Here is a 24,187-nt window from a genome sequence, read left to right as displayed (position 1 = left end):
CTTTAATTGAGTAGCGCTATTATTCACTTTCTTTATTATTCTTTTGAACTATGACACAACGGGAGCGGGACAGAATTCATATTGAATTCGTTGTCCCACTCCCGTTTATCTATGTTTTAAAATAATATTCTCTTTTTTAATTTGCTATATATAATCATTTATGACAATGTAGCACTTGTAATATACCCATCTTTAACGTGAACAACGATGTTTCCTTTTCCGACTTGATAACCGTACAAGCCATCTGTCTTACTTGTTTTGTTTTTAGATAATGGCGGCTGATAATTATAATTTTTTCCATACTTTTGTTTAATTTGATCTAAAGTAACAGTTCTGGAAGCAATTTTAAATTGTACGTTGTTTGCTTTATTTCCGTTAATTTGTTGAAATGTCTGATCGTATATTTTTTTAGTAGCAGTCTTAGATTCATATTTTTGATTTACCTTAATACCATTAAATGTAACGTTTCCAGCTTTTAAACCTCGATAAAATGAATTGCTAAGTACAAAGTCGCCACCCGATGCAGTATAACCATTATATTTATACCAGTAACTGTGTGCTGTTTGTGCCTTTGCTTCATTAGATACACCATTATGCTCTGTTACATTTAAACCTAAAATTGCACCTAAAGTAATACCACTTACGACAAATGCTTTTGCAAACCCTTTCATAATGTATCACACTCCTATTATAAAATAATAATGTGTTGCTACATTCAACATATAATATTTCATTAAATATTACAACTATCTATTAATAGGTAAAAAATCTCTTACTGATTTTTATCAGTGCTCTATCAATCTTTATTTTGAAATTAAATGAAAGCGGGCTAACAAAATTGTTCAATGTTGTTAGCCCATTCATTGTCACTACCTATAACATCAATAAATAAGGGTTTTCGATATATTTAGCTAGTACTTTAAGAAAATCGGCCGCACCTGCACCATCTAAAATTTGATGATCAAATGTCAGACTTAAAGGAATTTTTGAAACTTGTTTAATGTTATCCGCTTCTAGCACGACTTCTTTAGTTAAAGCACCAACGCCTAGAATACCTGTTTCACCTAAATTTAAAATTGGTGTAAAGTATTCTATACCACTAGCACCCATATTAGTGATTGTAAATGTTGCTCCCTCTAATTTCACTGCTCCTGTGTTTCCTTCACGAATAGCTTCAGCCGATGATTTAATTTCATGGGCTAAAGTACCGATACTTTTTGTATCTGCATGATTAATCACTGGCACCATAAGGCCTTCGTCTAAAGACGTTGCGATTCCTAAATGGACATCTTCATACTCAGTTAATTCGCCTTGTTCATAACGTGCATTCATTGCTCCATATTCTTTAAGTGCAAGCACTACTGCTTTAGCTAATAATGCAGTAACAGTTAATTTAACATCTTGATCTGCTTGTTTAAGTTCCGTAGCTAATCTGTCTTTGAAATCTAGCAAGCGATCCGCATCAACCTTACGATGTAATGTTAATTGAGCAGTATTATTAAGACTTTGTCTCATATTTTGAGCAATACGTTGACGCATAGGATTCAATCCTTCACCAATCGCACTTGTATCCACAGTATGTGTTGGAACATGACTTGTATCTTCATTAGATGTCGTATCACTAGCATAGTCGTATCCATTTGCTTCAACACGTTGAATATCTAGTTTTGTAATACGATGATTACCGCCCGTGCCTTTTATCTTGTTAATGTCTAATCCTTTATCCTCAGCCATATTACGTGCAAGCGGTGAGATAAAGATTCTTTCTCGTGATGCGCTTTTAGGCGAATTATCTTTATTATCGGAAGATTGTTGTGATGTATCTTTAACTTCTTGCGTTTCTTTTTCATGCTCGTTGTCTTCTTTTACTTTTTCTGATGCTAAATCATCTTCATCTTTATCAATAGCTTCCCCTTCTTCTCCAATTACACCTAATACAGCTTTAACTGCTGCATCTTCTCCGGCGTGCACTTTAATTTTTAACAATGTCCCACTCGCCGGCGCTTCAACGTCGTTGGTTAATTTTTCAGAGCTTATTGTAACAATACTCTCTCCTTGTTTTACGGTGTCACCCTCTGATTTAAACCACTCTTCAACAGTTCCCTCTTTCATTGTCATTCCAAGCTTTGGCATAATAATATTTTCACTCATTGTGATACACCTCCTATGCGTTAGCCTTTTTTAAATCATCAATTAATTCAGATGCAATATTTAATACCTTATCAGCATTCGGCATATATGCCGCCTCTAAGTTCGCTGCAAATGGTACAGGAGTGTCTGGGGCAGTCACTTTCTTAATTGGACCATCTAAGTAATCAAATCCTACATCTCCAATCACTGAAGCAACGTCTCCAGCAATGTTACACTGTGGATTAGATTCGTCAATAACAATTAGGCGGCCCGTTTTCTTCACAGAATCTAAAACTGTCTCTTGATCCCACGGTGACACTGAGCGTAAATCGATGACCTCAACTGATACTTGATCTTCTGCAAGTTTTTCAGCAGTTTCTTCTGCTACAGCTACCATTTTGCCAATAGCCACAATTGTTAAATCGTCACCTTCACGCGTCACATTGGCTTTACCAATTTCTATAGTATAAGGTTCTTCAGGAACATTACCTTTTTGTCCTAATAATGTTTTATCTTCTGAAAAGACAACAAGATTGTCCTCTTGAATAGCTGACATCAATAGACCTTTCGCATCATATGGATTAGATGGAACAACAACTTTAACTCCTGGAATTGCTGCAAACATATTATATAAAGACTGAGAGTGCTGTGCAGCAGCGCTTGCCCCTGCTCCATGAACAGTACGTACAACTAGTGGGATTTTGGCTTTTCCACCAAACATATATCTCATTTTTGCACCTTGATTTAAAATGGGATCTAAACCAAATCCGATAAAGTCGTTGAACATGAGTTCAGCAATTGGACGTAGCCCCGTCGCAGCAGCTCCTACTGCCGTGCTCAATGTAATGTGCTCAGCAATCGGTGTATCGATTACACGTTTACGACTATATTTTTTTGCGAGTCCTTTTGTTACACCAAATACACCACCGAATGTATCGTCATCTTTGATGTGGTCTACCTTTGCACCACCTGAGACATCAGTACCAATTAAAATGACATCCTCATCTTTTTCCATAGATTGGTCAATGGCTTCATTAATAGCACCCATAAATGTTAACTTGCGTTCTTCACTCATCGTAAAAACCTCCTTATGTGGTTAGGTCATTTGTTCTTATATCTTTTAATAAATATTCCAACCTTTTGCTTTAAGCAAAAACATCTTTGTATAATGAATCCTCATCTGGTAATTCGCTTTCTTCAGCAAATTTCACAGCATCTTCTACCGCTTGCTCAGCTACTTTTTCTATTTCATCTGCTTCTTTTTCAGTGAGCCAATTTTCTTCAATTGCTCTTTTTCTAAATTCAACTGTCGCATTTTTATCTGCATTACGATCATCTGGTGATTTTACTTTTTGCTCATCACCTTCAAAATGTCCATATTTACGATACGTATCACATTCAATTAACGTTGGTCCTTCACCTTTTTTAGCGCGTTCTACAGCCTCTTGTGTTGCTTTATATACTTCCACAACATCCATGCCATCAACACGTACACCCGGCATATTATAAGCCGCAGCACGCTCTGCAATTGTTTCAGAAGCACTTGCGTAGTCATGTGTTGTTCCTTCAGCAAATTGGTTATTTTCACATATAAAAAGAACAGGTAAATCTAAAATTGAAGCAAAATTAAGACCTTCATGGAAATTACCTTCATTTGCAGCACCATCACCAAAGAAACATACCGCAACATTATCTTTACCTTGATTGATGATAGAAATACTTGCGCCAATTGCTAACCCAAAACCACCACTGACAATACCATTCGCACCGAGCATTCCTTTGTCAATTTCTGCAACATGCATTGAGCCACCTTTACCGTGACCTAATCCGTCACGTTTGCCCATAATTTCTGCCATCATACCATTTAAATCGCATCCTTTTGCAATCGCATGACCATGACCACGGTGTGTACTTGTAATATAGTCATCATCACTTAATTGAGACATAACACCTGTTGCAACGGCTTCTTCACCTACATATAAGTGTACGAATCCTGGGATTCTACCATCACTAAAAATTTTGTGTACCTTTTCTTCAAAAAATCGAATTTCGTTCATCGTTTTATAAATCCAACGTGCTTGTTCTTTTTCCATTTTCATTGTCAATTCCTCCTATCTTTCATAGGTCATAAAGTTTAAAACTACATATGAATTGCAGAATCAAAAAATGCATCTGCACTCTCACCTATTGCTTCTAATAAAGCCGGGTGTGGTTGAATAATTTGAGAAAGTTCATGAATCGTACCCTCTGATGCTTTGACACTTAAAAGTTCTCCAATTATATCGGTAGCATGTGGTCCTACAATAAAAGCACCAAGAACCTCTCCATACTTTTTATCAACGACAAGTTTAATAAATCCTTCATTTTCTCCTTTGATTAACGCCTTTGCATTCCCTTGAAATGCTGATTGAGTCACTTTCACATCATAACCAGCCTCTTTAGCTTGCGCTTCTGATAACCCAACTGATGCTGCTTCAAGTCTTGTGTATATACAACGCGTAATATCTTCTTGACGCACAAGTGACGGCTGTTTGTTCATTATTGTTTCGACAACATGAATGCCATGCGCACTTGCTGCATGTGCAAGTTGATATCCTTTAATTAAATCTCCTATAGCATAGACATGTTTTTGACTCGTTTCATAATGTTCATTGATTTTAAAGAATTTACCATCCATTTCCAAATTTAAATCCTTTGCAACTTGCGTATTTGGTTGTCTACCTGTTGCAACAAGAAGGGTATCAAAGCTAACATCATCTTGCCCATCTAATATTATTTTCGATTCCTTAACTTGTTTTATCTTTGCTTTCGTCAGTATCTTAATACCTTGATTATCTAAATGTGCTTTTAACATTTCTCTAGTTTCGTTGATTTCAGTTAATAAAATGTCATCTGCAACTTCTATTATCGTAACTCTAACTCCAAGATCAGCCATTGAGGATGCGAGTTCAGTTGCAATCACACCCCCACCGATAACCGCTAACTGTTTTGGTAGTTTCTCTAAATCGAAAAATGTATCGGTTGTTTCATAATTGACTTGATCTAACCCATCAATTGGTGGAATGAACGGCTGACTGCCAGTTGCTAAAATTATATCTTTCGCTTGATACGTTTCATTGTTAACGTCCACTTTTAAGTTTTTAGAAATTCGTGCTTCCCCTTCAATATAAGCAACTTTATTTTTCTTTAACAACTGCTTCACGCCACCCGTAAGTGTTTGTACAACTTTCTTTTTACGTTGGACAAATTGAGTAAAATCAATTTTTAAGTCTTTCGTTGTGATACCCCAATCATTTGCAACTCGTATGTTGTGTGCTTTCTCGCCGTGTTCTAACAACGTTTTAGAGGGGATGCAACCTACATTTAAGCACGTGCCTCCAGCATTATTTTTTTCAATGACTGCAACATTTTTACCAAGTTGCGCACCACGTATTGCAGCTACATAGCCACCAGGTCCAGCTCCTATTACGATTAAGTCATATGATTTACTCATATAATAAATGCCTCCTTTCACCAATAGTACGTTGTGCCATCCCAATTTCATTTGCATGAGGAATAAGAAATTTTACATTTGTAAGCGCTTTCTTATTCCTTCAATTCCATTCTACTTCAAGTATTTTGAGTTTTCAAACAATTGTATGTTATTTATTATTAATACTTTATAAATTACTGTTTATCTAACTCTTAAACTGATTTAAAAAAGTAATGATGTTTAAAGATTGTATAATTATAAAAAGACCTGTACATCAGCGTGTGATAAGACTATGATTAAAATGTAAAAAAGATTTTAGATAAAGGAAGATGGTGTCGTGGGAAGTACTGTTAAATATCGTAAGTTTATTCTACCTATTGTCGTTGGTTTAATTATCTGGGCATTGACACCTATTAAACCAGATGCCTTAAATGATCAAGCCTGGTATATGTTTGCTATTTTTGTGTCAACCATCATTGCTTGTATTACTCAACCTATGACTATAGGTGCCGTATCAATCATTGGGTTTACAATCATGATTTTGGTTGGAATTGTTGATACAAAAACTGCCGTTCAAGGCTTCGGTAATAGTAGTATTTGGCTTATTGCAATGGCCTTTTTCATTTCAAGAGGATTTGTAAAAACAGGGCTAGGTCGACGTATTGCTCTACAATTCGTTAAATTATTTGGAAAGAAAACGCTTGGTTTGGCTTATTCACTTGTTGGTGTTGATCTTATCTTAGCTCCTGCTACTCCAAGTAATACAGCACGTGCTGGTGGTATTATGTTTCCAATCATTAAGTCTTTGTCAGAGTCATTTGGTTCATCGCCGAAAGATGGCTCTGAGAGAAAAATGGGTGCGTTTTTAATCTTTACTGAGTTCCAAGGTAATTTAATTACTTCAGCTATGTTTTTAACAGCTATGGCCGGTAACCCTATAGCGCAAAGTTTGGCTGAAAAAACGGCACACGTTCAAATTACATGGATGAATTGGTTTGTTGCTGCTATTATACCCGGATTAATTTCTCTCATCGTTGTCCCTTTCATTATTTATAAATTATACCCACCAACTGTTAAAGAAACGCCTAACGCTAAAAAATGGGCTACTGAACAACTAGAAGAAATGGGACATATGTCTATAGCCGAAAAAGTGATGGTTGGTATCTTTATCATTGCATTGGCTTTGTGGGTATTAGGAAGCTTCATTAATGTGGATGCTACGCTCACCGCATTTATTGCTTTAGCATTGTTATTATTAACAGGTGTATTAGCATGGTCAGATATTTTAAATGAAACAGGCGCATGGAATACACTCGTTTGGTTCTCAGTTCTTGTATTAATGGCAGAACAATTAAACAAGTTAGGCTTTATCCCTTGGTTAAGCAAACTCATTGCTCAAGGTTTGAATGGCTTTAGTTGGCCTATCGTTTTAGTTTTACTCATCTTGTTTTATTTCTACTCACATTATTTATTCGCAAGTGCAACAGCACATGTCAGCGCCATGTACGCCGCGTTACTCGGTGTTGCAGTCGCTTCGGGTGCACCGCCATTATTCAGTGCATTAATGTTAGGGTTCTTTGGTAACTTACTGGCATCAACAACACACTATAGTAGTGGACCAGCGCCTATATTATACGCAGCTGGCTATGTTACACAAAAGCGCTGGTGGACTATGAATATTGTACTTGGTATAGTCTATTTTATTATTTGGATCGGATTAGGTTCACTATGGATGAAACTCATTGGTATGATGTAAAGTTAGAATTTTAATTAAACTTCCGTTCATCAAATATATTGTAAGCTAACGTTTGAAACGTTAGCTTATTTTTTTGCATCATACTCCCATGATTAATATTTGCTATATTCATTTTACTTTTTACTCAATTCATCTATGTTATTCTGTACATAGATTAACCAGTATCACTAGGGGTGCAATTCAATTTGCTGAGAGAAAGTCTACTTTCAACCCTTGAACCTGTTGGTTAGCACCAGCGTAGGAAAGTGAGCAATATTGACAACTGTTTCTTCATTCACTTTTTTACGCAATAATTAAATGGATGGAGGAATTTTTTATGGACAAATTAACAGTAGGTTTAGAATGGTTTTTAAATCCTGATCATATGCCGTTAATCATAGGTATTGAAAAAGGATGGTTTAAAGAAGAATCATTAGAAATTGAGATGATTGAACCAAAAGAGCACTTTGATGCATTAGACGAGATTGAAAATGGTTCAATGGATATCGCGATTACTGAACCTATTCATCTGGTTCAAGATAGAGCTAAAGAACAAAACGTCATCGGGTTTGCGAGATATCTTCACACTAACGGCGGTATTATGTATAACAAAGATAAAAATATCGCTCGCCCCAAAGATTTAATCGGTAAGCGACTTCAATATCCTGGCGCTCCCGGTCCAGGTGGTATTGCCATGGCTAAAACGATGATTGAAGCAGATGGCGGCACATATAAAGAGGGTGACATCACACCAGTTAATCATAGCTTTTATCATACTGATGCACTTTTAACTGATAAAGCTGATGCTGCTACACTTATTTTCGAAAATTTTGAAATTCTTGAAGCTAAAAATCAAGGACTAAATGTAGATTATTTTCCACTAAAAAATTATAATGTACCCGATTTTTGTCAACTCATTTTCATTACTACACCTGAAGTATTAAATACGAGTGAGATCAAACTTAAAAAGTTTCTTAAAGTCATTCAAAAGGCCATTCATTACATCAATCATCATTTAGCAAGTGCAATTGAAATTTACTCAATGTATACTCGAACTGATATCTCTAACCAATTAAACAAAGATACAATTGAAGCAACAACTAAATGTTTTACAAATGATTTGTCTATGAGTTCCGACTACTACAATGATTTACAGTTGTGGCTTAAAGAAGTCAATGATATTAAAGACACGATTAACCCAACTTTATATTTTACAAATCAACTACTATTCAGTCGATATACAAAATAAAAAATACACCTTCACTCTATTTAAACGTTGATGTACACATCAATAGTTAGAATCAATATCTAATTTAGAGAATGCACATCAAATAAAGTGAAGGTATATTTATTTTACAACTGGGTTTTTCTTAATTTGAACATATTGAGAAATACTATATAACACAATACCTATCCATATAAAAATAAAGGTAATCAATTGATCAGTGTTAAATGGCTCTTTAAAGACAAAGATACCTAAGATAAACATGATTGTCGGCCCTACATATTGAATGAAGCCAGTTAACGATAATGGAATTCGCTTAGCACCTGCTGAAAACAGGATCAATGGTATTGCTGTAATTGCACCTGAAAATAGTAGCCAAAATGATGATATATTTAATCCAAATGTTATGTGTTGTTGCTGCCATAGGTAAATAACATAGATTAAACCTGCTGGTGCAGTAACAATACATTCAATAGTGATGCTACTTATCGCATCGATATGCACAATCTTTTTTAGTAAACCATAAATACCAAAAGAAAATGCTAACAGAAGTGAAATAAATGGAAATTCACCGATTTTTATTGTCATATAAAGTACGCCTACTAATGCAAAGATGATGGCTAACCATTCGAATTTATTAAATCTCTCTTTTAAAAATATAAGCGCCAAGACGATACTCACTAGTGGGTTAATGTAGTAACCTAGGCTAGATTGTAGCACGTGACCATTAGATACTGCCCAAATAAATGTCCCCCAATTCACTGTAATAACATACCCTGCAACTATGATGGCAATAAGTTGTACGGGATGCGATACCAACTGATTAACATCTCTAAAAAAAGCGTTCCGTTGATTTTTTCCTATAATGAGCACAAAAATCATAAATATCACTGAAAAAATAATGCGGAATGCCAAAATTTCAAAAGCGCCTATTTCATCAATTAAACGCCAATAAATGGGTAAAATCCCCCATAAAATATAAGCACCTAAAGCTAAAAATATTCCTTTTTTATACTCCGAAGACACCATTAACCCTCCCTCAATATAAGTGATTAGAAAATGAGACTCATTCCAACTCATTGACAGTTATGTAATCAAGTCTACTAATAAAACAGTAATATTTACACATATCTGTTTGCGCACAGCTTTTGATTTTATAATCAATCTTCATTAAAATAAGCACGTTTAATACTTGGTACATCAATTGTTTGAGACATATCTATAAAGTATTGTTTTTGCCACGCTTGTGTCTTTTGAGCGACACGATTTAAATCTTTCTCCCAAGTAGGATACACTCGAAAAGCCATTTTCCCTTTAGATTCATGATGTCTTAAAATACCTTTATGAAAAAGTACATGTTTTGGAAAAATAAACTGACCTACTTGAGAATCATCTATCACGTGTACAATTAATTTCCCAGGAAATGATTCGTAGTCAAATGCACGATTTTTCTTTGTTTTATCTTTTTCCCAAAGCGATAAAAAATATCCTTTTTTCTTTGTTGTTTTTTTAGCTAACCTACTTTTAAATACGTAGCCATTAATATTAAAATTGTATGCCTCATAAAACTGATTCCATTGTTCATCTCTTATAATTAATGATTGTTGTAAATTCATTATCTTTATGATGTGATTCAACAATCGAACTGAAGACTTCATCTTCATACTCCCCTTTATTTTCAGTCTCAAAGTTCAACACATCGACGCAAACTCTGAGATACTTTTATAATAAATATTTAAAATGGGCATATATTTATTCCCTTTGCTTTATTTTTAATCTACGATATCGATTAAGTGTCGCAATAAACTCCTGCTTTCTAGGTAGCGCTAAATGACCAGGATGCCCATGATGATTTGATATAACATCTAATCCGTGCTTCTCAATCCGTTGATACAAACAATTGGTCAATTCTACAATCGTACTTTTGTCATCTAGCAATTCATTTTTTACATAACTTAACATCATCGCTAAACCTTGTGTTTGACTGTCATCGACAAGTTGTTCTAAGCCAGAAATATGAATAGTTTCCTTACCATACGTTACTACATTCAATCCTTTAGCTTTAAAGCGATCACGTTTCCCTTTTTGATTAAAACTCGCTCTCAACGGAATTCTTGATGGAATGTGACCGAACTGATTGTGAGAAGAAACCTTTCTTTGATAACCGTCTGACTGCGCAATGTCTTTAGCATGTTGCGTAACATCTTTCAACACATATTCATCCATCATCAATACTTGATCTGCCACGTCAAAATAATCTCCCGAACCTCCAACGATTAGAATAGTCGACACGTTATGGTCGTCATATAATGCTTTTACCTTATTAGAAAAGGGTGTAATCGGCTCTTTTTCGGGAGCAATTAAACGTTGCATACGACCATCACGAATCATGAAATTCGTTGCAGATGTATCTTCATCAATGAGTAACAATGACGCTTGTGATTCTAAAGCTTCCATGACATTTGCAGCTTGAGACGTACTACCACTCGCATTTTCAGTTGAAAAATGTGTAGTATCTTTTTCACCTGGTAAATGATCAATAAATGGCTGGATATTAACATTTTGAATACTTCTTCCGTCTTCAGCACGAATTTTCATTGCATCTTGATTTGTAATCACATATTCTCTACCATCACCAGCAATATGATTATATATACCTCGTTCTAACGCTTCAAGTAATGTTGATTTACCATGATAACCGCCTCCAACTATTAATGTAATGCCTTTGGGAATACCCATACCCTTAATAACTTTGCCACTCGATAGTTTCATTACAATCTCATATTGTTTAGGACTTTTAAATTCAATAGCGTTATTCATAGGTAGATCTGAAACACCACTTTTTCTTGGTAAAATAGCACCATTTGCTACAAATGCAACAAGGTCACGTTTTACTAACTGTTGTCTAATCTCCTCTTGATCCATCATTAATTCAACTTGTTGTTGCAATTGTGAACCATTAATGTTGCGATAACATAAGGCATTTTCTACTATTTGAGGCAATACATTAATAAGTGTATGTCTTGCTATTCTACCTAATATGGTACGTCCTCGTGCTGGTAATCCAACTTCAATACGTGCCTCAATTTGATAGTTCTTAATTACTACTGCGGTACGCTCTAAGATTTCTTGGCCACAACTATCAATTTGAATTTTACTTACTTTTTTATCTTGGGCTACTATTGATTGAATCTGCTTATGAAACACGCGTGCTAAGTAATCACTCACAGCCCGTTGTTTCAGTTCAGAATTTAATAAAGAATCAGGAAATTTTGCTTGTTGGCGATCTATAACGACACTCATCTTAGATGGTGGCGCAAATGGATCAGCTTGAATATGATCAACACGTAGTTTAAATAAATTAAATTCGTATATGTCTTTTATTTGCTTATACGCACCGTACTTTTGACCGTCTAACGATGTTAAAGTCTGTTCAAGTGCTTGGGCACTTTTCATATTTTCAACCTCCAACGTTCATATATCATTACTTTTATTCTTGTGCTTATTATCAAGTGTACTAAACGTTGACATTCCTACAAAAATATTTGAACTAAAAAATACTCCAAATTTTCAACTATACATTGAAAATTTGAAGTACTTCACATTGTAATTATTCAGTTCTTGCGCCTGTACGTTCACGTAATTCATATTCTATTTCTTCTAAACTACGTCCGCGTGTTTCTGGTAAGAATTTAATTACGAAAATCATCGCTAAAACACCTATGAACGCAAAAATTAAGAATACCCATTCTGTACTTAATGCATCACTTAATATTGGGAAGAATAATGACACGATAAGCGTTCCAATATTTAGCACAAGCGCTGAAATACCAGTAGCAGCGCCACGTGCGCGCATCGGGAATAATTCAGGTAGCATAACCCATAGAACAGGTCCCCAAGAAATCCCGAAGAATACGATAAATAATGATAAACAAACAATAATAATCCACGCTGATGAAGCGATTCCAATTGTCCAAATTAAGATTGCCATAATTAATAATGAGGCAATCATACCAATATTACCACCAACAAGTAATTTTTTACGATCAATCTTATCTACTACAAAAATGGCAACTATTGTTACAAGAACATTAATAGTTCCTATACCAACTGAACCTAATATAGACGCCGCTTCACCTAGTCCAGCCTTAGCAAAGATTGAAGATGAATAGAAAATGACCGCATTGATACCAATAAATTGTTGGAAAATAGCAAATATACAACCTACAATTAATATTCTACCTAACCATGGTGATTTAATGACTGTCCATGTTGATTCAGAGATAGCGTTAATTTCTTTCATTTCTTTAAGTTCTTTATCAATTTCGCTATCGTCATAGGTAATCTTCATCACTTGACGAGCGGCTTCTTCGTTTCTATTTTCAAGTAACCATCTTGGACTCTCAGGCATAAAATAAATACCCACGAGTAAAATAACCGATGGAACAACTGCTAATCCAAGCATCCAACGCCAACCCTCAATATCCGCAAATGCATAGTTGACTAAATATGCTGCTAAAATACCAATTGTAATCATTAGTTGATTAAGTGAACCTAGTGAACCACGATATTCTGTCGGCGCCATTTCACTTAAATAAACAGGTACTGTAGACATCGAACCACCCACTGCTAAACCAATAATTAAACGTCCAATAATTAATAATGCTAAATTGGTTGATGCAGCAAGAATCAGTGCCCCAATAATAAATACAATAGCGATGAGCATTACTAGACGTCGACGACCTAATTTATCGGCAAGTGGGCCACTGCTTCCTGCACCGACTATTGCGCCAATTAACATTGAAGACACAACGATACCCTCAGTTGTACTATTGAGAGGTATGTCTTTATGTATAAATAATAAAGCACCGGAAATCACACCATTATCATAACCATATAATAAGCCACCAAGTGCTCCCAAAATAAAGATTAAATACTTATTTGCTTTCATTCGTATCATTCCTTTTTCTATAGCTAGACTAATTATAATGCCTATATGAAAGCGTTTCAACATAATTTTATTAACATTTACTTATGAATGGTTATGATTTGATATTCAAGTCAAGTATAAATAAATATCATCATATTGCTTAAATTATCTATATCAATAACTTCACTAATCATAGCAATTTAAATATAATCATTGATTCTAGAAATACATATATAAATAAAACACCCTATCCGCTCACAATTTCTATCGACCGGATAAGGTGCCTTTGATTTTTCTTTATTTAATTATTGTTTATCTGTCACTTTTTCATTACGTACCATATCTTCAAACATGTTGTCCCAGAAATCTTCTAATTCTTCTTTAGAGATACGAACTTCTGATGTATCTGTACCAACGAAGTCACCATGGTCCCAATTATGTTTAACTGGTGTCACTTGCCATACTCCTTTTTGAACTTGATCTGTCGCAGACGTATGCGCTTGGTTCAATGGATATTGCCCAGAGATGACAGACACAAGTCCATCGTTTTCTCTCCACGCTTTGTCTTTTACTTTACCAATCGTATTTGCAGTTAATGTATAGCCTATGTTCATATTGACATCTGCTTTTTGAGTACCATTTGGACCTGGTCTTGTAGATTCACCCTGATATGTTTTGTAAACAATATTGGGGTTTAAGGATGTTTTTTGATTTAAGATATCTGTACCCTCAGTAGTTAAATCATAGAATCCATTATCTTTTGTTGTCCATAATTTACTTTGTTTCACACGTTGAATATATTGAACTAATGTTTCGTCTTCTCTTTGTTTAAGTCCCCATTGACTTAAACCAACATCAACATGAGATAATTTATTACCTTTTGACCTTGCATAGTCATATGCTACTTGTCTAATAATTTCTTCATTACCTAATAAATCTGCAGCATGGGTGCCATTATGTGGTGTGGCAATAGTAGTAATAGACGATATCATATTATCTTGCCCACCTTTATATAACGGAGAAATGTCACCACCATGTTGTTTTTGGTATTCTACCTCTTCTGGACTACCATGACGTAATAACTCTTCAAGATAACGAATTGTTTGACCACCCATACTATGGCCAATGAGATGAATTTTTTGACCAGGCTTCCAATCCTTATAAGCACCGGCGTATGTTTTTCCGTAACGCTCGTGTCCATATTTTGCAGCATGTGCCGCACCATAGTCTACACGTCCACCTTTAATGTAATAGTACAATTCTACAGCTCTATCATAATTACTGCCAAATGCACTTACACTTGCTTCCATCACGTTATAACCTTTAGCTCTATAATCTTGAATAATTTTGAGACGGTCACCACCCCAATAGTTACCTTTTCCTGTAATGGGACCAGTTCCTGATGCATAACCATTAAATCCATGTACAAGAATAATAGGATCATGATTTTTATATTCTTTTTGTGATGCTACTTTATTTGTTTGATCCTTCAATTCTTTGGATGCCTCTGTTGTCGCAGTATTTCTTGTTGTTGCCTGAGAATTTTTAGTGAGTGCTTTAATCCCTTTTCTAGAATCATCTTTTTCATTTTCAGGAGATTCTTTTGTTGAAAGATCTTTGTCTATGTCATCCACTTTAAGTTCTTTATCTGATGATGTTGTTGACTTTTCTTGATTTAAATGTTCATCTCCACGATTATTTCGAGTAACACCTGCATCTTTTGCTGTTATATGCTGCTCTGAAACATTCTCAGATGCAATACCCTCATTCGATTGCGTTGCATCTTTATTGTATTGATGATCTAATTTTCCATCTATTCTTGAAGATTTTTGAGCCTTATCGATGCTCGATTGTTGGAGGTTAATTTTTTCTTGAGATTTTTCTTGGTCTATATTTTGATTTTCTTGTTGAGCATTTTTTACATCTTTACTTTGTAACTGCTTTTGCTCGTTTGTAATCTCCTGTTCACGTGATTCTTTCATTTTTGTTTGTTCAGATGTTGTTTTATCATCTTGTTGGGGTTGTACTAGGCTTTTTGCATTTTCATTTTTTCTAGTTTCTTCTTTTTTTGCATTTATACCTTTCGTTGTATGTTCCGCAACTTTTTTAGGATTTTGTTGATCATTCTTTGTCATGGATGTCTGAGGTTGATTGGATTGACTATCAATTTGTTTGCCTTCATTAGATTTAACGTCAGTACTAGGTGTCTCATGATATGAGTAGTCATTGTTATGTATTGTTGCATTTTTATCAATTGTTTCTGAATGGTAATTTTTATTATCTTTATTCTCAGGTTGTTGAATTTCTTGATCTTTGTGTTGCAGCTCAATAGAATGTGATGCACTTACTTCTGATTGTTCTTGATTTTCAAGATGATTGGATTCAGCAGCATGTACTGAGCCTCCGCCAATAAATAACATCGATGCAACAATGATTGAAGACGCACCAACACTTAATTTTCGAATGCTATATGAATTCTTTTTATTTTTCATGTTTAAAGCACCTCTATCTTTTTTATATCATTTATAACCGTGACTTAAATGAAAAGATTAATAATTTCGCGCGGGATAATTTCTAAAATTCTTTGAATCCAGGCTTTCATCAATAAACTCCTCTCTCTTAGCTGAATGATTTAACAAATTATGAGAACAACACCAATTTTACACAATGAATATTAATCTATTATTAATTTCTTTTTACAACTATATAAACAACAATAAAATATGTACTTAAATTTAAACTTTAAATACACACATATGCACTATCTCGATAGCAATTAGTCAATCGTACAACCTTTAAAGCTTAAAAAGACACTCAAACGATTTTCATATCGCTTAAGCGTCTTTTGTAAATTTACACCATTATAATAATTGTGTGAGTGGCACCACTTCAAAGTTCAAACTATGTTTACTCATATGAGATATTTGAATGAGTCTTTTAAAATAATCCACTGAGGTAAATTGGACCTGTTTTTTTAAAAATCTTAAATTTTGTGTCACATCATAGCGGTCTAAACCATTCACTAATCCCTCACCAATGAGTTTGGTATAACTTTCTTTCTTAGTCCAAATTTCATAAAAATCTTTAAGTGTAGTCACTTGGTTAAATTCATTTGTTGTAAAATTCTTTGCCAAATATTTATAATCTAAGTCTTTCATTTCTTCGATATCAATACCAATAGGCTGATTATCTATTATACAAACGATATAAGGATAACTATACGAAAGACTCACGTATATATGACAAGAACTTCGTATCTCAACTTTACCCATAGTTGTGATGTGATACCCCCATTCTTTAGGAGTTAATCCAGCACATTGTTCAATAGCATACTGAATCAATACATCACCTAATTGGTGCATAAGTCGATCCTTTAAAAATGTATAGTGTATTCGTTCTGGTTTTTTCAACTGACGAGAACTTCTATTCAAAAGCAATTCTACTTCCTCTAAAGTTTCTGTCACCTTAGTCACATACAAATACATGATTCACCTCTAGTTGGCATCAAATTTTTCAAATAATAAGTGGTACCATTGTTGCAACCATTGGTAAGAAAGATGTGGCCATTCACCTTGTAATTCTTTCATTACTGTTTGAGTCATATTTGAATCTGTCACACCTGAAATTTGATTATCTCCATTACTATTAAGACCAATCAATTCATGCATACCTAATTCATGTAATTTCTGTTCAAACTCACTATCACTTACTACAGTCATTTCTGACCCTTTGGCATTGTCAATTACTTGTTTCATAGTTATTGAACGTGGTGCGTATACATGATAAATAATAGGTATTGCATTGGATCTTGCCAATTTAATAATATGGCGTGCTGTGACATCGATAAATGAAAATTCAACTTTAGCTTTCGATATACTTTCTCCTATAAACGGCATTTTTAATAAATCATGCATGACAATACTAAAACGATTAGTTGTTAAATTTTTCATATTTAATGGTCCGGTAGAAGCACTTGTCAGATTTCCTAATCTTATAATCTGAGCTGCTAGACCTTCATTAACCGCTTCTAACACTTTAATCTCGCTATAAAACTTACTTTTAGTGTATGGTGATGTAAATAACTGGCCTTTATATAAATCTTTTTCAGAAAATGAAATATCGTCTTGATGTGCTTCAAACACCGTACCTACACTTATCGTTGATATATAGATTAATTTCGCTTTTTTATCCTTAGCTAAATCAATTAATGCTTGTGTACTTCTTACATTGACATCAAAAAATGTTTCATCATCACCAAAGTGATCTGTACGTGCTCCGGCATGAATAATTGTATCAATGGCTGAATCGATAATGAGGTGATCAAGTTCTGATAAATCAGCTAAAACAATATCAATATGCTTCATTAATTTATCCACATGAGCCATATCAAAATAACAATTTAAATTATTTTCCAAGTTAGTCTTAGCTTGATTGATATCATGACCTCTGACAATACATGTAATTTGATCAGCATTATCTTGCATTTCATCAATTAAATATGCGCCTAGGAACCCCGTTGCACCAGTTAGCAATACATGACCTAAAGATGATTGCGCTAGGTGTTGTGGTTTTAGTTGATATCGTCGTTCAACTAATGATTGTAATTGTGGTAGATGATCTGGTAATACTACTTCTGGTAGTGCTTGGCGTGTTTCTGTGTGATTAGCTATATAACGAACAGTTTTAAATTGATATACATCTTGCATTGTAATGTGTATGCCATTTGATTTTAGTTTTGATACTACCACCATTGCATCTAGTGATGTACCACCCATTTCAAAGAAGTCATCATCTATACTCATAGATGATACGTCCAACACTTCGCTAACGATTTGTGCTATTTCTCGTTCGATATTATTACGTGGTGCAACAAATTTATTTTTGTGTACATTAGGTACAGGTAATTTTGACTCATCCACCTTATCATTTCCTGTTAATGGAATTTCGTTAATAGCTGTTAATGTCTTAGGAATCATGTATTTAGGCAAATATTGATTTAAATGCTGTGAAATATGATTTTCGTCTTCTTGACTTCCAACATAATAAGCATGCAACACTTCACGCTCACCCTGTTTAGCTAAAATAACAACGCTATCTGTTACAATATCTACTGAATTAATGATATTTTCAATTTCACCTAGTTCAATGCGATAGCCATGTACTTTAACTTGCTTGTCTATTCTACCAAGAAATTCAATTTGCCCATCTGGCATCAATCGTGCTAAATCACCACTTCGATAAAGTTGTCCTGGACCAAACGGGTTTTCAATAAATTTTTCCGTCGATAGTTCGGGTCTGTTTAAATATCCTGAAGTTAAACTTTCTCCTGCAATACATAATTCACCTGGAATACCAACGCCACATAGTTTACCGCCTGACATAATAAAAATATCAACATTAGCTAACGGTTTCCCAATCGGAATAGTCGATGGTATGGCGTCACCTTTTTTGTATATCCAACAAGATGCGATAACCGTATTTTCAGAAGGACCATAGGCATTAACATACATATCACAATGCTTAGAGATATGCTGCACAAATGCTGGCGTACTTGTCGCACCTCCTGTAACCACTTTAGGAATGTAAAAATGATGCATCACATTATATACCTGTAGTGGAATAGATGCGATGGTGATATTTTCTTGTGAAATTAACTTTTCTAATAAATCTGTATTGGTCCGCTCAACTGATGTTGCAATGACAAGTGGATATCCATTTAATAAACTACAGTAGAAATCAGTTGCCGAAGCATCGAACACATAATTAGCGTACTGCAGATAGACTTCATCATCGGATAAATTGAGTCTTTTTGTCCAAGCACACACTAAATTTAATATATTACGTTGTTTCACTGATACTGCTTTAGGCTTTCCTGTTGTTCCAGATGTATAAATATGATACAAATCATCTTCCAAATTCCCTGCATATTCTATATTTAAACTTTTATTATTTTCAGTGTTATCAATATCTTCGATTTTAATTACTGGTATATGTGAGGATATTGTTTTTCCATATGTGAGAACTGCTGCGACTTCAGCGTCTTTAATAATAAATTCAATGCGTTTATCGGGATAAGTGACGTCAATAGGTACATAAGAACCTCCAACTTTTAATACAGCAATCATACTAGCAACCATTTCAAAACTTCGTTCAGTTAAAAGGGCTACACGTTCCCCTTTTTGAATGCCATTATGTATCAATGTTTGAGCTATACTATTAGAATAATCATCAAGTTCTTGATACGTCATCGATTGTCCATTCATTTTAAGTGCTACATCATCTGCTTTCGCTTTCATGACATCATGTAAAAGTTGCTGTATTGACTTATTTTTTGGCAAGTCTAAAGAACAATCATTCACATACTTGTCCAACCAAATTAATAAGTCATCATTTTCATCAATATCTTGAATTTTTAGGTTTTCGGTAGATATTACATGTTTAATAATCATTTGAAGTTGTTCAGCAATATGATGAATGGTTTCTTGTTTATATAAATCTGTATTATATTCAATATTAACGACATAGCCATCTTGATCTTCTTCAATAATAAATGACATATCAAATTTAGCTGTTGTTGACTGAGGTGGGATATGTGTCAGTTGACTATGTCCAAAATTCGCATGATTTGTTTCATTATTTTGAAGTACGAGCATCACATCAAATAACGGATTATGTGAAGCATCTCTTTCATCAGCAAGATCATTGACTAAGCTTTCAAAAGGATATTCTTGATGTTCATATGCCCCTAGACACATCTCTTTCATCTCAGCCATCAATTGATCCCATGTCTTTTGATCATGTGGTCGACCACGATATACAAGTGTATTAGCAAACATACCTAACATATTTTCAGTATCGCGATGCGTACGCGCACTGATTACACTACCAATAGCGATATCGTCCTGACGTGTATATTTGTGCAATAATACCATGATTGCACTAGCAAAGAACATAAAGTCTGTCACTTGATGTTGTTCTACATAAGATTTCAATTGCTGTTTGATTTGATGATTGTAATGAAACGACAACATATTACCGTTGGTTGTTTTAATACTTGGTCTAGGATAATCCGTAGGCATGTTTAATATTGGAACCTGATTTTCAAATTGTTGTAACCAAAAGCGACGTTGTTTAGATAAATCTCTATGCACCATCCACTCACTATAATCTTTATACTGAAGCTTAAGTTCAGGTAATGATTTATCTTGATATAAAGCGTTCAAATCAGATAGTAAAATCGTGTTACTCATACCATCATTAATACTATGATGAGTATCCATAAATAAATAATCTTGTTGTGGTCCATGTATATATTTAACTCGCATCTGACTTGGTTGTTCTAAATCAAACGGTTCCATAAATGATTGAATAATATCTTGCTCGTTCGTTAGAGATGTCGTTACCTCTTCAAAATCAGGTAAAACATGTGTTGCAATACGTTGTTTAACTTCATTGTCATCAATTACATATTGTGTTCGTAATATTTCATGACGTTCAATCAACTTAGATAATGCACGTTGCAATTGCATAACATTGAGTTCAGAAGATAATCTCCATAAGAATGGAATGTTATACACTGTGTCTTTAGGATTGACCTTCCATAATAGATACATACTTTTTTGAGACGCACTTAAATCATATTGATACGATTCATTTGCTTTGGGAATTACATCATAGACATCATTTTGCAGTTCTTCAATTTGTTGTCCTAGTTGCTCTACAGTAGGAGATTTCATTAAATCACCTACTTTAAGACGTTTTTTCAACCTTTCTTCAATACGGTTTACAACTAATGTTGCTCTAAGAGAGTGTCCACCTAGTTCAAAGAAATTATCTTTAATACCTACCTGATCAATATGTAAAATCTCTTCGAAAATACGGCAAACAGTGCGTTCAATATCGTTACGAGGTTCTACATAATTTCTATTATTCTTTAGATTAATTTCAGGTAATGCACGCACATCTAATTTCCCATTCATCGTGATGGGTATACGATCCACCTTCATAAAATGCACAGGTATCATATATTCAGGTAATGTTCCACTTAAAATATCTTTTAATTGACCTGTTGATTTTAATTGCGATGCTTCATAATATGCCACTATTTGTTTATCTTGGTCTTGTTCCCGAACGATGACTACAGCTTTATTAATATCACGTATAGCTTCTAATGCTTTTTCAATTTCTGATAATTCTATTCTAAATCCACGTATTTTAACTTGCTTATCGATACGACTAATATAATCAATATTGCCATCTTCTTGAAGACGAACTAAATCACCGCTACGATAAAGCATTTCATTATTAAAAGGTGACTGAATAAAACGTTCAGCAGTAAGTTTAGGTTGATTTAAATAACCTTTTGCTAAACCTGCACCACCAATGCACAATTCACCTGGAACACCTACACCACAAATACGTTCACCTTGCATGACATAAACTGTCGTTCCACTAATAGGTAAACCAATAGGTATACGTGAAGGCATCTCTTGTGGAATCGCAAAAGTTGTAGTAAATGTTGTATTCTCTGTCGGTCCATAACCATTGATTATTTGAGGATGACACTCACGTGAATTTAATAAGTGAACCCACTTAGCATTTAACACTTCCCCACCGATAAGCAAATAAGTTAAAGATTCTAATGCTTCGATACGTTCGCTGGCAATTTGATTAAATAAAGATGACGTTAACCACATCGTGTTGACTTTATTTTCAGTAATAGCTTGATCTAACAATTGAGGATTTAACAATGTATCTTTAGGTGTAATGACTAACCGTCCACCATTCAATAATGGACCATATATTTCAAAGGTTGCTGCATCAAAAGCTACTGTTCCTGATAATAAGACGGCTGTATTTTCGTTTAATTCGACATAATTTGGATTGTGTACTAAGCGATCAATACCTCTATGTGGCACCAGTGTCCCTTTAGGTTTACCAGTCGTTCCTGATGTATAGATGACATAAGCGATATCTTCTGAACAATTAATGCCTCTCGGGTTATCAATCTCTTGTTCTCTTGAACCAACTATAAATTCTATATCCATTTGAGGTAAATCTGATTGAAATGATGTACGATATGTTAAAACCGCTTTAGGTTTTGCGTCCTCAATAATATAATTTATTCTTTCTTCAGGATAATCTGGATCAATTGGTATATAACCTGCACCAGCTTTCAAGATGCCTAACATTCCAATAATCATCTCTAAGCTGCGTTCTGCTATTAACGCCACCATATCATTAGGTTCAATCTGATTATTTAAACGCAATTTATATGCTAAAAGATTCGCACATTGATTTAATTGATGATATGTCATCGATTGTTGTTCATATTGCAACGCAATACTATCTGGATGTTGGTGCACTTGACGTTCGAATCTTTCAACCACGCTTTTATAAGTGACCTCACTATAATTGATGTCATTGTTTTGAAAATTGATGTCGTTATATTTAGCTAAATCTGATCGATCACTGAGTTTTATATCTTTAATTAATAATGATGGATTTTGTGTAATTTGCATATAAATTCCATTAATTAATTTGACTAACGTATGTACAGTTAAATCATCATAAACGTTGTCATTATAAACTATATCAAAACCACCCTGTACATGAGGATAAAACTCTAAATCCGCTAATGATGATGCTTCATTGTATAGACGATGTATATAATGACATATATGATTAAGCTCAAATTGTTCTTGTACTTTTTCAATATGAATCATCGTTTCTACATCTGTTTGTACTGCTTTAGGTTGAACAACAAAAGACGCGCCACACATTTGAAGCTCTTCAAGTAGTGCGGAACACTCATCCACCATATCTTTTACGGCGTCACTTTGACTAACACTTAAATTAAGTGGGGCAATGTCTGTGTTTAAAACCATCATATTCTCAGTATTTTTATTATCTATCGAAAAATGGATGCCTAACGTCACATCAGAAGACTGACTTATAAAATGATGCGCTAAGTAAATACTTACAATCCACACATCAATGTCTAAAGATGGTAGTTCTGTATGCAAAGAACACATTTTTTTCTTTTCACATGTATTCTTAACAGGTATGTAAGCGTAATTATCACCGTCTGCATTCAATACGTTGAAGTGCTTTGATGGACACTCAGCTTGATTTTGATCCATCTTTTGGTTCATTTCTTTGATCCAATTATAAAAATCCGAGATACTATATTCACTTTTTAAAGAGTGGGTATAAGCGATATTTAATTGTTGCAAAAATGGAGTTAATTGACTTTCATTAAAAATAGTAGCGTGGAAATCTAAAAGTAGATAGGCTTCATCAAGAAATTGATAAATCTTAAAATTAAACAGAGGTAATTGATTGAAATGGTAGGAATTTAAATTACGTGTAAAGAATGCTTCTAAATCTATACTTTGCGACATTTCATTAACTTCTTGAATTTCAATAAATGGAAAAAAATCTCTTAAATTTATCTTGAGTTGATTAAAATCATCTGTCACAAACTGTGTGCGCAACACAGGTTGATTTTGAACGACATCTAATAATGCATACATTAATCTATGTAACTCAATGTCGCGACTTAACTTTACCCAATATGTCACCCTGTGTTCTGAACTTGATTGATTTAAATGTTTAAAATAAAAATACTTTTGAAAATATAGTGCTTCAATATTCATTAGAGTCCTTCTTTCATATTCATTCCCAAAATAACTC

At 34.2% G+C, this 24,187-nt stretch carries 14 protein-coding genes and 1 riboswitch; of the genes, 2 read left to right on the top strand and 12 right to left on the bottom strand.

Annotated features, from left to right (window positions below; all coding sequences use genetic code 11):
- Window positions 1–158: 158 nt before the first annotated feature.
- The 5 genes from HMPREF3058_RS00345 to lpdA all read right to left on the bottom strand — a co-directional run bounded on the left by HMPREF3058_RS00345 (window position 159) and on the right by lpdA (window position 5,623).
- The gene (locus HMPREF3058_RS00345) at window positions 159–671 is read right to left on the bottom strand and encodes an immunodominant staphylococcal antigen IsaB family protein (protein WP_002491259.1); all 513 of its coding nucleotides are present in this window, start codon (window positions 669–671) and stop codon (window positions 159–161) included.
- Window positions 672–873: 202 nt separating this feature from the next.
- Window positions 874–2,151: a dihydrolipoamide acetyltransferase family protein gene (locus HMPREF3058_RS00340; protein ID WP_002491304.1), complete on the bottom strand. Its 1,278-nt coding sequence runs from the start codon at window positions 2,149–2,151 to the stop codon at window positions 874–876.
- A gap of 13 nt (window positions 2,152–2,164) precedes the next feature.
- Window positions 2,165–3,205, bottom strand: coding sequence for an alpha-ketoacid dehydrogenase subunit beta (locus tag HMPREF3058_RS00335; protein ID WP_002475401.1), 1,041 nt, complete (start codon window positions 3,203–3,205; stop codon window positions 2,165–2,167).
- A 70-nt stretch (window positions 3,206–3,275) separates the two neighbouring features.
- Entirely contained in the window at window positions 3,276–4,229 is a 954-nt protein-coding gene (locus HMPREF3058_RS00330) for a thiamine pyrophosphate-dependent dehydrogenase E1 component subunit alpha (protein WP_002487528.1), read from the bottom strand.
- Window positions 4,230–4,270: 41 nt separating this feature from the next.
- A complete protein-coding gene (gene lpdA, locus HMPREF3058_RS00325; RefSeq protein ID WP_070731026.1) occupies window positions 4,271–5,623 on the bottom strand; it encodes a dihydrolipoyl dehydrogenase in 1,353 nt (450 codons plus the stop codon).
- A 316-nt stretch (window positions 5,624–5,939) separates the two neighbouring features.
- On the opposite strand from lpdA, the gene HMPREF3058_RS00320 reads away from it, so the two are divergent.
- Both HMPREF3058_RS00320 and HMPREF3058_RS00315 read left to right on the top strand, forming a co-directional pair.
- A complete protein-coding gene (locus tag HMPREF3058_RS00320; protein WP_002458082.1) occupies window positions 5,940–7,358 on the top strand; it encodes an anion permease in 1,419 nt (472 codons plus the stop codon).
- 159 nt (window positions 7,359–7,517) lie between these two features.
- Window positions 7,518–7,619: riboswitch (TPP riboswitch) on the top strand.
- Between the two features lie 55 nt (window positions 7,620–7,674).
- Window positions 7,675–8,586 carry an ABC transporter substrate-binding protein gene (locus HMPREF3058_RS00315; protein ID WP_002491251.1) on the top strand — a complete coding sequence of 304 codons (912 nt, stop codon included), beginning with the start codon at window positions 7,675–7,677 and terminating at the stop codon, window positions 8,584–8,586.
- Window positions 8,587–8,685: 99 nt separating this feature from the next.
- On the opposite strand, the gene rarD is transcribed toward HMPREF3058_RS00315, so the two are convergent.
- From rarD to ausA, 7 genes are all read right to left on the bottom strand, one after another.
- Window positions 8,686–9,588, bottom strand: a complete 903-nt coding sequence (rarD, locus tag HMPREF3058_RS00310; RefSeq protein WP_002458084.1) for an EamA family transporter RarD — start codon at window positions 9,586–9,588, stop codon at window positions 8,686–8,688.
- A gap of 134 nt (window positions 9,589–9,722) precedes the next feature.
- Window positions 9,723–10,220 (bottom strand): MepB family protein, encoded by a 498-nt coding sequence (locus tag HMPREF3058_RS00305; RefSeq protein ID WP_002487537.1) that lies wholly within the window; start codon window positions 10,218–10,220, stop codon window positions 9,723–9,725.
- A 94-nt stretch (window positions 10,221–10,314) separates the two neighbouring features.
- Window positions 10,315–12,018, bottom strand: a complete 1,704-nt coding sequence (locus tag HMPREF3058_RS00300) for an ABC-ATPase domain-containing protein (protein ID WP_002491265.1) — start codon at window positions 12,016–12,018, stop codon at window positions 10,315–10,317.
- Window positions 12,019–12,172: 154 nt separating this feature from the next.
- A complete protein-coding gene (locus HMPREF3058_RS00295) occupies window positions 12,173–13,513 on the bottom strand; it encodes a glucose transporter GlcP (RefSeq protein WP_001830529.1) in 1,341 nt (446 codons plus the stop codon).
- 284 nt (window positions 13,514–13,797) lie between these two features.
- Entirely contained in the window at window positions 13,798–15,984 is a 2,187-nt protein-coding gene (gene lip, locus HMPREF3058_RS00290; RefSeq protein ID WP_002491298.1) for a YSIRK-targeted triacylglycerol lipase, read from the bottom strand.
- Window positions 15,985–16,353: 369 nt separating this feature from the next.
- Complete coding sequence (ausB, locus tag HMPREF3058_RS00285) at window positions 16,354–16,977, bottom strand: aureusimine biosynthesis 4'-phosphopantetheinyl transferase AusB (protein WP_002491261.1); 624 nt, start codon at window positions 16,975–16,977, stop codon at window positions 16,354–16,356.
- 9 nt (window positions 16,978–16,986) lie between these two features.
- Complete coding sequence (ausA, locus tag HMPREF3058_RS00280) at window positions 16,987–24,150, bottom strand: aureusimine non-ribosomal peptide synthetase AusA (protein ID WP_002499525.1); 7,164 nt, start codon at window positions 24,148–24,150, stop codon at window positions 16,987–16,989.
- Window positions 24,151–24,187: the final 37 nt, after the last annotated feature.

It is taken from the genome of Staphylococcus sp. HMSC068G11 (genome assembly GCF_001815825.1).
GTDB lineage: Bacteria > Bacillota > Bacilli > Staphylococcales > Staphylococcaceae > Staphylococcus > Staphylococcus epidermidis.
The sequence above is the reverse complement of the archived record's forward strand: the minus strand, read 5'-3'. Positions and strand labels throughout refer to the sequence as shown.

Bases quoted from the DNA above. Each gene is read 5' to 3' on its own strand.
- ausB (WP_002491261.1), bottom strand. From the start codon at position 16,977: ATGTATTTGTATGTGACTAAGGTGACAGAAACTTTAGAGGAAGTAGAA.
- HMPREF3058_RS00335 (WP_002475401.1), bottom strand. From the start codon at position 3,205: ATGAGTGAAGAACGCAAGTTAACATTTATGGGTGCTATTAATGAAGCC.
- HMPREF3058_RS00315 (WP_002491251.1), top strand. From the start codon at position 7,675: ATGGACAAATTAACAGTAGGTTTAGAATGGTTTTTAAATCCTGATCAT.
- lpdA (WP_070731026.1), bottom strand. From the start codon at position 5,623: ATGAGTAAATCATATGACTTAATCGTAATAGGAGCTGGACCTGGTGGC.
- lip (WP_002491298.1), bottom strand. From the start codon at position 15,984: ATGAAAAATAAAAAGAATTCATATAGCATTCGAAAATTAAGTGTTGGT.
- HMPREF3058_RS00330 (WP_002487528.1), bottom strand. From the start codon at position 4,229: ATGAAAATGGAAAAAGAACAAGCACGTTGGATTTATAAAACGATGAAC.
- HMPREF3058_RS00300 (WP_002491265.1), bottom strand. From the start codon at position 12,018: ATGAAAAGTGCCCAAGCACTTGAACAGACTTTAACATCGTTAGACGGT.
- ausA (WP_002499525.1), bottom strand. From the start codon at position 24,150: ATGAATATTGAAGCACTATATTTTCAAAAGTATTTTTATTTTAAACAT.
- HMPREF3058_RS00345 (WP_002491259.1), bottom strand. From the start codon at position 671: ATGAAAGGGTTTGCAAAAGCATTTGTCGTAAGTGGTATTACTTTAGGT.
- HMPREF3058_RS00340 (WP_002491304.1), bottom strand. From the start codon at position 2,151: ATGAGTGAAAATATTATTATGCCAAAGCTTGGAATGACAATGAAAGAG.
- HMPREF3058_RS00295 (WP_001830529.1), bottom strand. From the start codon at position 13,513: ATGAAAGCAAATAAGTATTTAATCTTTATTTTGGGAGCACTTGGTGGC.
- HMPREF3058_RS00305 (WP_002487537.1), bottom strand. From the start codon at position 10,220: ATGAAGTCTTCAGTTCGATTGTTGAATCACATCATAAAGATAATGAAT.